Origin of the sequence: Gryllotalpicola daejeonensis, assembly GCF_039538145.1 — a bacterium.
In the GTDB taxonomy this organism is placed as follows: domain Bacteria; phylum Actinomycetota; class Actinomycetes; order Actinomycetales; family Microbacteriaceae; genus Gryllotalpicola; species Gryllotalpicola daejeonensis.
Map to the genome: position 1 here is coordinate 794,688 of NZ_BAABBV010000001.1, position 14,115 is coordinate 808,802.

A 14,115-nucleotide genomic window follows, 5' to 3' on the forward strand; every position below is an offset into this window, starting at 1 on the left:
CCCTTTGAAAACTCAGCCGACCAGCTGCTGCGCGAACACGTGCGGAGTGAAGCCCGTGAGATCGCCGATGCCCTCGCCCTGGCCGACGAGCTTGATCGGCAGCCCCGTCTTCTCTTGCACGGCGAGCACGAAGCCGCCCTTCGCGGAACCGTCGAGCTTCGTGAGCACGAGGCCGGTGACGCCCGCGTGCTCGACGAACGCCTGCGCCTGCATGAGTCCGTTCTGCCCTGTGGTCGCGTCAAGCACCAGCAGCACCTCGGCGATCGGCGCCTGCTTCTCGACGACGCGCTTGATCTTGCCGAGCTCGTCCATGAGGCCGCCCTTGGTGTGCAGGCGGCCGGCCGTGTCGATGATCACGATCTCGACGCCGTTCCGCTTGGCGAAGTCGACCGTCTGAAAGGCGACGGATGCCGGATCCTGGCCGGCCTGCTGAGGCTTGACGATCTGGACGCCCGCGCGCTCCGCCCAGGTTCCGAGCTGGTCGACGGCCGCTGCGCGGAAGGTGTCGGCCGCACCGACGACGACGCTGCGGCCGTAGTTGGTGAGGAACTTCGCGAACTTGCCGATCGTGGTCGTCTTGCCGACGCCGTTGACGCCGACGACCAGCACGACCGCGGGCCGCTCGCTCAGCTTGAGGGTGGTGTCGAACTTCGACAGGCGCTCTTCGAGGTCTTCGCGCAGCATCCGCTGCAGGTCCGCGTAATCGGTCGTGCGATACCGCTCGACCTTCGCCTTCAGCTCGTCGATCACGCTCTCGGTGATGTCGGGCCCGAAGTCGGCGCCGATGAGGGCGACCTCAAGCTCGTCCCACGTGTCCTCGTCGATGACCCGCTTCTGCTGGCCGGTGAAGAGGTTGCGGAGTGCGCCGCCGAACGACCACGAGCGAGCTTCTGCCATGGAAGCCAGTCTAGTTAGGCCGCCGTGCCGACCCGTTGGCCGACGACGGCGCTGACGCCGTCCTGGCGCATCGAGACGCCGTAGAGCGCATCGGCGATCTCCATCGTGCGCTTCTGGTGCGTGATGACGATGAGCTGGCTCGACTGCCGCAGCTCTTCGAACACCGTCAGCAGCCGGCCGAGGTTGGCGTCGTCGAGCGCCGCCTCGACCTCATCCATGATGTAGAACGGGCTGGGCCGTGCCTTGAAAATCGCGACCAGGAACGCCACCGCCGCGAGCGACCGCTCGCCGCCAGAGAGCAGCGAGAGCCGCTCGATCTTCTTCCCGGCGGGCCGCACCGCGACCTCGATGCCGGTCGTGAGCAGGTCATCGGGGTCGGTGAGCTGGATGCTGCCCGCGCCGCCCGGGAACAGGATCGGGAAGACCTCGGCGAACGCGTTCTTGGTGTCTTCGAAGGCCGCCTGAAAGACCGTCTGCATCGTGGCATCCAGCTCTTCGATGATCGTCAGCAGGTCCTTGCGCGTGTTCTGCAGGTCGGTCAGCTGCTCCGTGAGGAACTGGTGGCGCTGCTCGAGCGCCGCGAACTCCTCGAGCGCGAGCGGATTCACGCGACCGAGCTGGTCGAGCGAGCGCTGCGCCTTCTCGAGCCGCCGCTGCTGCTCAGCGCGGTCGAACGCGGTCGGCTCGCCACCTTCCTCCTCTGCGGGGATCGCGACCTCCGGCCCGTATTCGGCGATCAGCACGTCCTCGACGAGCCCGAGCTCGCTGCCCGCGCGCTCAAGCAGGCTCGACAGGTGCAGCTTCTTCTCGTAGATCTGCAGCTCGAGACCGTGCACGTTCTCGCTCACCGACTGCAGGCGCTCGCGCAGCGCGGATTCCTCGCGGCGCAGCCCCGCGAGCTCCTCGTTCTGGCTCGCCCGCTCGCGCTCGGCGCCCTCGAGCTCGAGGCGCGCTTGTGACAGAGAGCGGTCGATCGAGTCGAGGACGGCCGGCAGGTCGTTCGCGACCGCCTGCGCGGCATCCAATTGATGGCGGCGGATGACGGCGCGCCGCGCCGCCTCCTCCGCTGCGGCCCGTTCGGCCTTCTGTCGCTGCGCGAGCTGCTCGGCGCGCTGCAACTGGGCGCGGACGCGCTCGCGCGCCGTCTCGACCGCGAGGCGCGCCTGGATCTCGGCCTCACGCGCCTTCTCGACCTCGGCATAGACCGCGTCGCGCTGGCTCACATCGAGAATCGGGCGCGGCTTGGAGGCGTGCGTCTCGTGCGCGCGCTTGGCTGCGGCGGATGCCTGCTCGGCTTCGGCGGCCTTGGCCTGAGACTCGGCGATGCTGCGGGCGATGCGCTCCGATTCGGCGTTCGCGGCCTCGAGCTGGGCGGTCAGACGGCTGGTCTTCTCGGTGTACTCGGCGAGCTGCGCGTCATAGGCGCGCAGCTGCGTGAGCGCGGCGGCCGAGGACTGCTTCGCCGCCTGCAGCGTCTCGCGCTGCTCGTCGTGCTCGGCTTTCGCCTTCGCGATGGCGGATTCGAGCTCTTCGAGGCGTGCGGCCGCGGCGTCGCGCTCGGCGACGAGTTCGAGGCGGCTCTGCTTGCGCTGCGAGCCGCCCTCGAGCACGTGGTCGGAGATCACGTCGCCGTCCCGCGTGACGATCCGGAACTCCCACTTGCCGCCGAGGCCAGGCAGGGCGTCTCGCGCTACGGCGGCCGAATCAGCGATCAGAGTGTGAGCGAGGAGGGTGCGCACGGTCGCCGGTCCCTGCACGAAGTCCTGCGCCAGGCGCACGCCGTCGGGCAGACCGTCTGCAGAAGGCACGGCCCAGGTATTCGCGGTCTCTGTGACGATCGACACGCGACCAAGGTCCTCGGCGCGCGCATACTCGAGCGCTTCCGCCGCCGACTCGGGTCCCTTGGCGAGAACGCCCTCGCTCAGAGACCCGAGTGCAGCGGCGACCGCGACCTCATACCCCGGCTCGATCGTCAGGTGCTCAGCGAGCAGCCCGAGGATCCCCGGTCGCTCGGCCGCGACCAGCGCCGCCGACCCGTCCTTGACGTCGAGTGCGCGGCTGAGCGCGGTGGCCTGCCCGGCGAGCGCGTCGCGCTCGCGTTCGAGGGTGCGCAGCTCGTCGCGCAGCCTCTCGATCTCCGCCTCTGCTTCGAAGACGGATGCCTGAGCCAGCTCGTACGCCTCGGCGAGCTCTCCCTGCGCGTCGGGCCCGAGCGGCGAATCGCCCTCGCTGTCGGCCAGGGCCTCTTCGGCGGCGGCCCGTCGCTGAGCGGCCGCGTCGAGCTGGTTCTGCTGCCGCAGCACCTCACCGCGCAGGGCCGCGAGCCGCTGAGCGGCCGCATCGGCCTGGCCGGCGAGCTTCGTCAGCTCGAGGTCGTGCTTCGAGATCAGCTCGGCCTGGGCCGCGACCTCTTCGTCGATGGCGTCGAGCCGTGCACGAGTCGCGCGGGTGGCGTCTTGCGCCGCAGACAGCGCGGCCTCGGCATCCGTCACCGCCTCGCGCAGCGTCTCGGCTTCGGCGCGCGCCTCGTCGACCGCCGCCTGCGTGACTCCCGGTACCACCTCGGGCGCCTGCGACTCGGCTGACAGCAGCGCGATCTTCTGGCGCGCGAGCGTGTCGAGACCGCGCAGGCGCTCCTGTACGGATTCCAGCCCGTGGGCGACCGAGCGGGCCCGGTCGACCGCGTCGCCGACCATCGCGGCCTCGATGCGCCCGATGCGCAGGCGCTTCTGCTCGAGCTGCTCCTGCAGCACGATGCGCTCGGAGTGCCTGGCCTGCTCGTCGCGCCCGTAGTTCTCGAGCTGCGCGCGCAGGGTGACGACCTCGTCGGCGAGCAGTCTGGCGCGGGCATCCCGCACGACCGCCGCGACGGTCTGCGCCTGCCTCGCGACCTCCGCCTGCTTGCCGAGCGGCTTCAGCTGGCGCCGGATCTCGCCCGCGAGGTCGGAGAGGCGCGTGAGGTTCGTCTGCATCGCCTCGAGCTTGCGCAGCGTCTTCTCTTTGCGGCGGCGGTGCTTGAGGATGCCGGCGGCCTCTTCGATGAAGCCGCGGCGCTCGTCGGGGGTCGCGTGCAGCACCTGGTCGAGCTGGCCCTGGCCGACGATGACGTGCATCTCGCGGCCGAGGCCGGAGTCGGAGAGCAGCTCCTGCACGTCGAGCAGGCGGCAGGACTCGCCGTTGATCGCGTACTCGCTGCCGCCGTTGCGGAACAGCGTGCGCGAGATCGTCACCTCGGTGTACTCGATGGGCAGGGCGCCGTCGCTGTTGTCGATCGTGAGCGTGACCTCGGCGCGGCCGAGCGGACCGCGGGTCGCGGTGCCGGCGAAGATGACGTCCTCCATCTTCCCGCCGCGCAGGGTCTTGGCCCCCTGCTCCCCCATCACCCAGGCGAGCGCGTCGACGACGTTGGACTTGCCCGAGCCGTTCGGGCCGACCACGCACGTCACGCCGGTCTCGAAGGCGAAGGTCGTCGGCTGCGCGAAGGACTTGAACCCCTTCAGGGTCAGGCTCTTCAGGTGCAACGGGCGGGTCCTTTCAATTCGCGCTGTGCTTACCGTAGCCGCTGATCGCGTGGGCAGAAGTGCGACGAGCGGTTCATGAACGACACGCGCACGATCGGGGTGCCGCACCGCGGGCACGGCTGCCCCTGCCGGCCGTAGGCGTTCAGGGAGTGCGCGAAGTACCCGGCCTGGCCGTTGACGTTGACGTACTGCGCGTCGAAGCTCGTGCCACCCTCGATCAGCGCTTTGCCGAGCACGATCCTGATCTCTGACAGCAGCAGCTTGGCTTTCGCCCGGCTCAGCGTGTTCGCCGGCTGCTCGGGGTGGATGCGCGCGGCCCACAGCGCCTCGTCCGCGTAGATGTTGCCGACGCCGCTGATCGCGCGCTGGTCGAGCAGCACCCGCTTGATCGCGCTGTTCTTGCGCGTGAGCGCGGCGAGGAACGCGCGGTCGTCGAAGAGCGGGTCGAGCGGGTCGCGGGCGATGTGCAGTACCTGGCTGGGCACCGCGTCACCGGCATCCGTTGTCACCAATTCATCGAGCGCGAGTGAGCCGAAGGTGCGCTGGTCTCTGAAGAAGACGGCGAGTTCGGCGAGCGATGGATGCCTGAGCTCGATGCGCACCCTCACGTGCGGCTCGTCCTCAGGCCTCGCCCACGCCTCGCGAAGCAGCAGCTGACCGGTCATGCCGAGGTGCGCGAGGACCGCCTCGGGGCCGTCCTCGAGCGGAATCCAGATGAACTTGCCGCGACGCCGCGGGGCCAGCATCCGTCGTCCCTCGAGGCGATCTGGGAACGAGCCGCGCCCGTGGTCGTGGCGCGTGATCGCGCGCGGGTCGTACACGTCGACCGCGGTGACCACCGCGTCGGTGACGGCCGGCGCGAGGCCGAGCCGGACGACCTCGACTTCGGGAAGCTCAGGCACTACCGGGTCGTGGCCTGCGTCCAGGCGTCGAGGGCAGCCGCCATCTCTGCGTGCTTCTTGCTGGTGCCCTCACCCCGGCCGGTGGCGAGCCCGTCGACCGTGACGGTCGCATGGAACACCTTGGCGTGGTCGGGCCCGGTGCCCTCGACGACATAGACGGGTGCGGGCGCCTTGCGCTCGTCGGCGAGCTCCTGCAGCGCGGTCTTCGGGTCCAGAGCCGCACCGAAGCGCGCCGGGTCGCTCATGAGCGGCGTGATCAGGCGCAGCACCAGTGCGGTCGCCTCGTCGGGGCCTGCCGAGAGATAGGTGGCGCCGATGATCGCCTCGACGGTGTCGGCGAGGATGGACACCTTCTCGCGGCCGCCGGTGAGCTCTTCGCCGCGGCCGAGCCGCAGGAACTCCCCGAGGCCGAGCGTGCGCGCGACCTCGGCGAGGGCGACGCCCGAGACGACCGAGGCGCGCCGCTTGGCGAGCGCGCCCTCGTCGAGCTCGGGGTTGTCGAGGTACAGACGCACGGTCACTGCCTGGCCGAGGATCGAGTCGCCGAGGAACTCGAGGCGCTCGTTGTGCGGCAGGCCGCCGTTCTCATACGCGAACGAGCGGTGCGTCAGCGCCAGCTCGAGCAGCTCAGGGTCGATCTCGACGCCCAGCCGCTCAACCAGCACCGAACGCGACTGAAGGGCGTCCGGTTCCGGACGCCCTTCAGGGTGATTGCCGTCAGGCATATCGCTTAAACGTCAGCGACCTTGCGGCCCTTGTACTCGAGGAACAGCTCGGTGCCCTGCGAGTCGGTGACGACCTTCGCGCGGTGCGGCAGGCTGTAGGTCACTCGGCCACCCTCGACGGTCTTGACGAGCGTGGGGACCTCTGCCTTCCACTGCGAGCGACGGGCACGCGTGTTGGAGCGCGACTGCTTGCGCTTGGGAACAGCCATGGCTATCTCTCTTCTGTGTCGGTGCCGGGGGTGCCGGCTTCGGTGTCTTCGGAAGCTCGGAAATCCGCAAGCGCAGCCCAACGAGGGTCTGTGTTTTCACGGGGCTTGCGGTCCGGGTGATCCGCCAACCGCTCACCGGTCTCTGGGTCGAGACCAGGGCAGTCGGGGCGACACACCGGCTGGAAAGGCAGTGCCAGCACTACCGAATCCCTGACCAGAGGTTCAAGATCCACGTGGTCGTCGTGAACCTCGAAGTCAAAAGCTTCGTCCTCAGTGTACGCGAACAGTTCTTGGAAATCGACTTGGAGCGATTCCGACACGTCGGTCAGGCAGCGCACGCACTGGCCGACCGCGGTCACGTCGATGTCGCCGGAGGCAAGGATGCCGTCGTGGAGCACCTCGAGGCGCAGGTCGATGTGCATCGGCTCGCCTGCGGGCACGGCGATCATGCCCTCGCCCAGCTTCTCGGGCGTGACGACGTCGAGCTCGAGCTCCTTGCTCTGCCCCGGCTGGTGCATGAGGTCGAACACGGCGACCGAATAGGGATTCTTGGCGCTCACAACCTTCAAGGCTACATGCCGGTGCGCACCGGCTCCCTGCGGCGTTCGCCCAGCACCGCGAACAGCGAGCGCGGGGCGAACGTCGCGATCGCCCGTGTCGTCCAGTGCCGCGAGGCGCGCATCGCCGCGAGCACCCTCGCGGTCTGGTCCGCGAGTTCGAAGTAGCGCGCCCACGGCCTCGGCGGCCCGAACTCTGAGCGCTCGACGAGGGCGAGGATCTCATCGAGATCGCGCTGGTGCGCGGCATCCGGATGCCACTGCGAGCGCAATCGCGCCGCGAACGCGCGCGGCGTCTCTGTCGCCGACGCGGCGAACCCCAGATCCTGCGCGGTGTCGCGGATCTCGGCCCAGGCGACGTCGGGCGATGCCCCCTCTTCCCGCAGACGGGTGAGCCTGCCGCGCCGACGGGCGGCGCGCGCGCCCGCGGGCGCCGCGAGCAGGGCGACGAGCACGAGGATGCCGAGCGCGAGCGGCACGCGGTTGCGCGCGGCGGACGGATTCGAGGCGGCCGCCTGCTCGTTGGCGATGGCGCGCGAGCTGGCCGTCGGGGTCGGCGCCGCCGCCTTGGGCGTGACCGCGCTCGGAGCGGTCGTCGGCACGGCATCAGGGGTCGTGGCCAGCGTGTAGGCCGGCGGCGAGCCTCGGCTCACCGTCGGCTCGAAGCTGAGCCAGCCGAGGCCGGGGAAGAACAGCTGCGGCCACGCGTGCAGATCGCTCGAGTCCACCTGGTAGGTCGTCTTGCCGTCGTGCTGCGAGATCGGCGTGCCCGGCAGATACCCGATGGCGATGCGGCTCGGGATGCCGAGCACACGCGCTATCACCGCCATCGCGCTCGCGAAGTGCACGCAGTAGCCCTCTCTGACCTCAAGGAACTTTGCGATCACGTCGAGGCTGCCGCCGTCGACCGTGTCGGGGGAATCGGTCGAGTAGGTGAAGCCGTTGTCTGAGCTCTGGAAGTAGCTCTGGATGGCTACGGCAAGGTCGTATTCGCTGTCGCCGGCCGCCTCGCCGGCGATCTCACCGGCGGTGCTGCTGATGATCTCGGGCACCTCGGCGGGCAGTTCGAGGTCGTCGCTCGCCAACTCGGTCCCTTCGCCGGTGTACGGCCCGGCGGCCGCGAGCTGCGCCGCGGTCGGCTCAACGTCGAGGCTCGTCGTCGAGTAGCTGCGGCCGCTGAGGGCGGCGCTCGCGAAGAGGGTCAGGTCGTCGGGCTGGTAGCCGCGAGCGGTGCGGCCGCCGGAGATCTTCGTCGCGGGGTACGGCGCAGGGACCCACTGGCTGTTCAGGTTCTGCACGTCGATCGTGCTCTTGACGCTGTGCAGCGAGACGCCCGTCGTGTCGGCGAGCCCGGGCACCTCCGTGAGGCCGGTGCCGTCGGCGAGGGGCGCGACGGAGCCGGCGGTGTGCGTCCAGTTGGTGCCGCGGATCGTGTCGAGGGTCGTGAGCTGCAGATACGGCGCAGTCTCGGCGGTCGTCGTATAGCGCAGCACGTCGACGGGAGTCGGCCGGCGCAGGTCGGCACCGAGGTCGACGAGCGAGTTCACGGTGCTGCCGAGTGCCACCGGACCCTGCGTCGCGGGCCTTCCCTGCTCGATGAAGCCCGGGGCGGTCGCGGCGATGACGAGGGCGATCAGAGTCGCGGATGCCCCGATCGAGAGCGCGGTCGCACCGCTGCCCCGCATCCCGCGCAGCAGCCTGCCGTCCGCCGCCAGCAGCACGAACCACGCGGCTGCCGCCGCACCGAGCGCGATGAGGCTGAGTCCGTCGGCCTGCAGAAGGGCGGGAACGACCAGCACGCCGCCGATCACCACCGCGGTCACCGCGGGCAGCCGCAGCGCCACTGCCAGCACGTCGAGCACCACCGCGAGCGCGCCCCCGAACAGCACGATGAAGAACACCAGCTCCGGAAGCGCCACCGCGGGTGTGTGCTGACTCTGAATGGCGACCAGCGCCTGCCGGAACAGCTCGGCCAGCCCGGCGAAGGAACGCGGCGTCGGGATCACCCCGAGTAGCGCGAGGCGCGGGACGAAGGCGAGCTGCACGAGCAGCCCGAAGACGAGCACGTTGAGCCCGGCTGCGGCCCACGCGTTGAGCCCGAGGGCGCGCAGCGCGGCGGGTACGGCGAGCAGCAGCGCCGAGACGCCGATCAGCGCGAACCACCAGCCGGTGCCCTGGATGAGCCCGATCAGCGCGATGCTGCAGGCGATGATCTCGAGGAACAGCGCGCCGGCCACGCGCCACGAGCCTCGCGTGACGGCCGTCTGAGCCAGAGTGGGGCGGGGGCGGTCAAACATCGCCGACCTCTGCGAATCGCTGGGCGGTGGCCCGCTGGTGCGCCTGCGCCGCGAGGGACCAGACCGCGGCGGCATCCCTGCCCTCATCGCCCTGCACGCACACCCAGCCGGCGCGCTCGAGCGACTCCCGCGCCGCCGACGCCGCCGGCGTCATGAGGAACGCGATGGCCGGCGAGGCGTACCGCCGCAGCGCGGCGAGTTCGCCACCGAAACCGGGCTCGCCGCCCGCGAGGATCAGGAAGGTCGGTACCGCGGCGCGCGCCCCGCGCAGCCCGGCCGCGAACCGGCCCACGACATCGCCGCCCGGCTCGGTGCTCTGTGCGAGCGCCGCGAGCTCGCCGACGAGCAGGTGGTCACCCCCTGGGAGCTGGTAGCTGCCCGCGAGCCTGCGCTCACCGGTTTCGTGCACGCCGACCAGGTAACCCAGTTCGAGAAGATGAACAGCGACGGATGCCGCGAGCTCGACGGCCCGCTCGAAGGCCTCGCCGTCGCCCGGTCGCGCGCGCACCGTGTCGAGCAGCAGCCACGCCTCTGGATTGCTGAGCTGCTCCTCCTGACGCACCATCAGCCGATCGAGCCGAGCCGTCGCACGCCATTGCACCCGGCGCAGGGGGTCGCCGGGGCGGTATTCGCGGGGCGTGACCTCGTCGGAACTCGGGATCGAATGCCGTACGAGCTCGGGATCGGTGCCCTCACCCCGCGACACTTCCGCGACGCCCGGACCGAGCGCGCTCACCCGCGGGGTGACGACCAGCACCTTCGACTCCCCCACGCCGTAGCCACCGCGCGCGAGGCCGAAGGGATCGGTGCGGGTCACCAGCAGCGGCCCGAGCAGGTACGTGCCGCGGCGCTGCGGGCGCGCCGTGTAGCGCAGCGTGACGGTGTCGGCGCCGCGCGCGACGCCCGTGTCGGCGCGCGCAACGAGCGACGGAAGGGAGCGCGCCGCGGTCGGCGCGAAACCGGCCGGCAGCGTGTCGACCCACGTCATCGCGGGCGTCGGTCGCGGGGAGACATTGCGCACTCCGAGCCGCACCTGCACCTCATCGCCGGCGGCGACGGCATCGGGGGCGTACGTGCGGGACACGTCGAGCCACGGGCGGTCGAACGTCAGCGCGATCAGTGCAGCCAGCGGAGCCAGGGTGAGCAGCAGCCCGGCGAACAGCAGGTCGACGCGGCCGAACCAGCCGGCGGCGACGAGCAGCACCACCCCGCACGCGCCGACGACCCAGCCGCGCAGTGTCGGGAGCGGGCGGGACACGGCGGCCACCTAGTGCCCTGACGGCACGGGGGTTGCGTCGACGATGCGCTGCACGAGCTCACCCACGAGCGCCGTCGTCTCGTGCTGGCGGCCGAGCGCGCGGCTCGTCGGCAGCAGGCGGTGGCCGAGCACGGGAACCGCGAGCGCGTCGATGTCGTCGGGCAGCACGAACTCGCGGCCCGCGATGGCTGCGCGCGCTTTCGCCGCACGCACGAGCTGAAGCGTCGCGCGCGGGCTCGCGCCGAGCCTGATGTCGGGGTCTTCACGAGTCGCGCGGGCGATCGCGACGGCATACTGCTTGACCGCGGCAGACGTGAACACGGCCCGCACCCCTGCCATCATCTGCCGCAGCGTGGGCAGGTCGACCACCGGGGTGAGCGCCTCGATCGGGTTCACGGTGTCGCGAGCGCCGAGCATGTCGATCTCGCTTGCGGCATCCGGGTAGCCCATCGCGATGCGCGCCATGAAGCGGTCGCGCTGCGCCTCAGGCAGCGCATACGTGCCCTCCATCTCGACCGGGTTCTGCGTCGCGACGACGATGAACGGGTCGGCAAGCGGGTAGGTGCCGCCGTCGACCGAGACCTGCCGCTCCTCCATCGCCTCGAGCAGCGCGGACTGGGTTTTCGGGCTCGCGCGGTTGATCTCGTCGCCGATGACGATGTTCGCGAACACCGCGCCGGGCTTGAACTCGAACTCACGGCTCGCCTGGTTGAAGACGCTGACGCCGGTGACGTCGCTGGGCAGCAGGTCAGGGGTGAACTGGATACGGCTGATGGAACCCGCGATCGCCTTGGCCAGCGAGCGAGCGAGCATCGTCTTGCCGACGCCGGGCACGTCTTCGATGAGCAGATGCCCTTCGGCCAGGAGCACCGTGAGGGCCGTCTCCACCTGCTCGTGCTTGCCGTCGATGACCTGCTCAATGCTGGCGATGATGCGGCCCGCGACATCGGCGAGCGACTCCGGCTGGACCGGGTCGGCCGCCGGGCTCGGCAGCGTAGTCATCGCGACCCCACCGCCTCGAGCACCGATGCGGGCACGTAGGGGCTCACGTCGCCGCCGAGCGAGATGACCTGTCGCACGAGCGTGCTCGAGACCTGCGCGTTCTCGGGGCGCGGCAGCACGAACACGGTCTCGACCCCTGCGAGGTGCTCGTTGACGATGGCCATAGGAGTCTCATACACCAGGTCCGTGTGCGATCGGATTCCCTTGACGAGCGCCGTCGCCCCCACGTGAGCGCAGTAGTCGGCAAGCAGGCCGGCCGAGTACTGCGTGACGGTGACCGAGGCGGGAAGCCCCGCGGCGGCCACGGCCTTCTCGATGACAGCCACCCGCTCATCCGGGGTCAGCAGCCCGCCCGGCTTGTCGGGGTTGTGGACGACGAGCACGTGGACGTCCTCGAACAGCCTCGCGGCCCGTTCGATGACATCGAGGTGCCCCAGAGTGACCGGGTCGAATGAGCCCGGTACGACGGCGAGCCTGCTCATAGGTTTTCAGCCTAACGGCGCGGGGCGACTGTTGAGCCGCACTCAGCCTTTCGATAGGAACTCGCGTTCCGACTCGTCGAGGCGACGATCGACCGCCGCTTTGAGCGCGGCGTGCGAGCGCAGCGTCGGGTCAGTGTCGATGACGGATGCCGCGGCCGCACGCGCCTGCGCGATCACCTCGCCGTCGATCGCCACCCGAAGCAGCCGCAGCGACGAGCGGCCGCCCGACTGGCGCGCCCCCAGCACGTCGCCCTCACGGCGCAGCTCGAGGTCGATCTGCGCGAGCTCGAATCCGTCGCTGTTCGCGGCGACGGCCTCGACGCGATCCCGGGCCAGCGAGTCCTGCTCTGCGCCCGTGACGAACAGGCAGATGCCGGGAACGTCGCCGCGGCCGACGCGCCCGCGTAGCTGGTGCAGCTGGCTGACCCCGAAGCGGTCGGCATCGAGCACGATCATGGTCGACGCGTTGGGCACGTCGACACCGACCTCGATCACGGTCGTCGCGACGATCAGGTCGAGCTCGCGGCGGCCGAAGGCGCCCATCACCTCGTCTTTCTCGTCGGAGGTCATGCGGCCGTGCAGCATCCCGATGCGCACGCCCGCGAGGTCCTGGCGCTGGGTGAGTGCGGCGTAGACGTCGACCACGTTCGCGAGCGGATGCTTGGGCGCAGCATCCCCGGAATCGTCATCGCGCTCGATCTCATCGCCCTCTTCGATGTCTTTCGGGCTGATCGCCGGGCAGACGACGAAGACCTGGCGGCCCTTGTCGATCTCCTCCTTCGCGCGCTTCCACACGTTGTTGATCCAGTTCGGCTTCTCGGCCAGCGGCACGACGAAGCTCTCGATGCCCTGGCGACCCTGCGGCAACTGGCGGATCGTCGAGATGTCGAGGTCGCCGAACACCGTCATCGCGACGGTGCGCGGGATCGGCGTCGCGGTGAGCACCAGCAGGTGCGGCGGCGTCTTGCCCTTCGCCCGCAGCGTCTCGCGCTGCTCGACGCCGAAGCGGTGCTGCTCGTCGACGACGACGAGCCCCAGGTCGAAGAACTCGACCGCGTCGGAGAGCAGGGCGTGCGTGCCCACCACGATGCGCGCCTGCCCCGTGACGATGCGCAGCAGCGCCTTCTTCCGCTCGGCGGCCGTGAGCTGGCCCGTCAGTAGCGTCGGCATCAGCTCGGCAGAGAGGTCGGGGCCGAGCGCGCGCACGATCGAGCGCAGGTGCTGCGCCGCGAGCACCTCGGTCGGCGCGAGCAGCGCGGACTGGCCGCCAGAGTCCGCGACCGCAGCCATCGCGCGCACCGCCACGAGCGTCTTGCCGCTGCCGACCTCGCCTTGCACGAGTCGGTTCATCGGGATGTCGCGGGCGAGGTCGAACGCCAACTCTGCCCCGACGAGCCCCTGGTCGGGCGTCAGCTCGAAAGGCAGCGCCTCGTCGAGCCGCTCTGCATAGCCGCCGGGCAGCGCCCGACGCGGCAGGGTGTGCGCCGAGCGGCTCACCGCCCGCTGCTGGAGCAGAGCCGTCTGCAGCACGAACGCCTCGTGGAAGCGCAGCGTGTCACGCGCGCGCCGCCAATCGGTGTCGGTCTGCGGCTGGTGGACGAGCCGCAGCGCATCGACGTAGCCGAGGAACCCGTGCTCGGCACGCACCTCGTCGGGAAGCGGGTCGAGCACCTCGTCGGTGTCGAGAGAGGCGAGCACGTGGGCGACGACGTCGGCGACCTTCCAGCTCGGAATCGAGGCCGTCGCCGGGTAGACCGGGATCGGCTGGATCGCCCACTGCCTCGCCCGCTCGACATCGACAGCGGGGTCGGGAATGTCTTCGTCTTCGCGGAACAGCTTGATCTCGGGGTGCGTCAGCTGTGCCTCGCCCTTGAAGCGCGTGACCTTTCCGGAGAACAGGCCGCGGTCGCCCTTCGAGAGCTGATTCTCGCGCCACGGCTGGTTGAAGAAGGTCGCCGTCATCTCGCTGCGACCGTCGCCGATCGTGATGGTCTGGATCGAGCCCCGCCGCGTCTTGAACGGCTTGCTCGTGACCCGCATCACCGTTGCGACGACGGTCGCGACCTCGCCGTCTGGCAGCGAGTCGAGAGCCGTCGGCTCGCCGCGGTGGGCGTAGCGGCGCGGGTACTGGCTCAGCAGGTCTGCGACCGTCACGATGCCCCACGCCTTCTGGAACGGCGTCGCCGAACGCGCCCCGACGACGGCGCTGAGCTTGGTGTCGAGCCCGACCATGCTTCGGAGTCTAGAACACAGCTACGACATGGA

The 14,115-nt window shown here is 70.3% G+C and carries 11 protein-coding genes; all 11 read right to left on the reverse strand.

The features are described 5' to 3' along the window. Positions 1–12: 12 nt before the first annotated feature. The 11 genes from ftsY to ABD736_RS04060 are packed head-to-tail and all read right to left on the reverse strand — an operon-like array spanning position 13 to position 14,082. A complete protein-coding gene (ftsY, locus tag ABD736_RS04010) occupies positions 13–897 on the reverse strand; it encodes a signal recognition particle-docking protein FtsY (RefSeq protein WP_344790443.1) in 885 nt (294 codons plus the stop codon). Between the two features lie 14 nt (positions 898–911). After that, complete coding sequence (gene smc, locus ABD736_RS04015) at positions 912–4,418, reverse strand: chromosome segregation protein SMC (protein ID WP_344790444.1); 3,507 nt, start codon at positions 4,416–4,418, stop codon at positions 912–914. A 29-nt stretch (positions 4,419–4,447) separates the two neighbouring features. Continuing rightward, the gene (gene mutM / locus ABD736_RS04020) at positions 4,448–5,320 is read right to left on the reverse strand and encodes a bifunctional DNA-formamidopyrimidine glycosylase/DNA-(apurinic or apyrimidinic site) lyase (protein WP_344790445.1); all 873 of its coding nucleotides are present in this window, start codon (positions 5,318–5,320) and stop codon (positions 4,448–4,450) included. Next, on the reverse strand, positions 5,320–6,045 hold the full coding sequence (gene rnc / locus ABD736_RS04025) for a ribonuclease III (protein ID WP_344790447.1): 726 nt from the start codon (positions 6,043–6,045) through the stop codon (positions 5,320–5,322). Before rnc ends, mutM begins: the two co-directional genes overlap by 1 nt. A 5-nt stretch (positions 6,046–6,050) precedes the next feature. Then, complete coding sequence (gene rpmF / locus ABD736_RS04030; protein WP_344778665.1) at positions 6,051–6,254, reverse strand: 50S ribosomal protein L32; 204 nt, start codon at positions 6,252–6,254, stop codon at positions 6,051–6,053. 2 nt (positions 6,255–6,256) lie between these two features. Further along, the gene (locus ABD736_RS04035; protein WP_425555022.1) at positions 6,257–6,772 is read right to left on the reverse strand and encodes a YceD family protein; all 516 of its coding nucleotides are present in this window, start codon (positions 6,770–6,772) and stop codon (positions 6,257–6,259) included. A 53-nt stretch (positions 6,773–6,825) separates the two neighbouring features. Continuing rightward, positions 6,826–9,108, reverse strand: coding sequence for a transglutaminase TgpA family protein (locus tag ABD736_RS04040; RefSeq protein ID WP_344790450.1), 2,283 nt, complete (start codon positions 9,106–9,108; stop codon positions 6,826–6,828). After that, on the reverse strand, positions 9,101–10,366 hold the full coding sequence (locus ABD736_RS04045; RefSeq protein ID WP_344790451.1) for a DUF58 domain-containing protein: 1,266 nt from the start codon (positions 10,364–10,366) through the stop codon (positions 9,101–9,103). Before ABD736_RS04045 ends, ABD736_RS04040 begins: the two co-directional genes overlap by 8 nt. A 9-nt stretch (positions 10,367–10,375) precedes the next feature. After that, on the reverse strand, positions 10,376–11,368 hold the full coding sequence (locus ABD736_RS04050; protein WP_344790452.1) for an AAA family ATPase: 993 nt from the start codon (positions 11,366–11,368) through the stop codon (positions 10,376–10,378). After that, positions 11,365–11,850, reverse strand: coding sequence for a pantetheine-phosphate adenylyltransferase (gene coaD, locus ABD736_RS04055; RefSeq protein WP_344790453.1), 486 nt, complete (start codon positions 11,848–11,850; stop codon positions 11,365–11,367). The genes ABD736_RS04050 and coaD overlap by 4 nt, the downstream gene beginning before the upstream one ends. 42 nt (positions 11,851–11,892) lie before the next feature. Then, a complete protein-coding gene (locus ABD736_RS04060; RefSeq protein WP_344790454.1) occupies positions 11,893–14,082 on the reverse strand; it encodes an ATP-dependent DNA helicase RecG in 2,190 nt (729 codons plus the stop codon). Positions 14,083–14,115 lie beyond the last annotated feature (33 nt).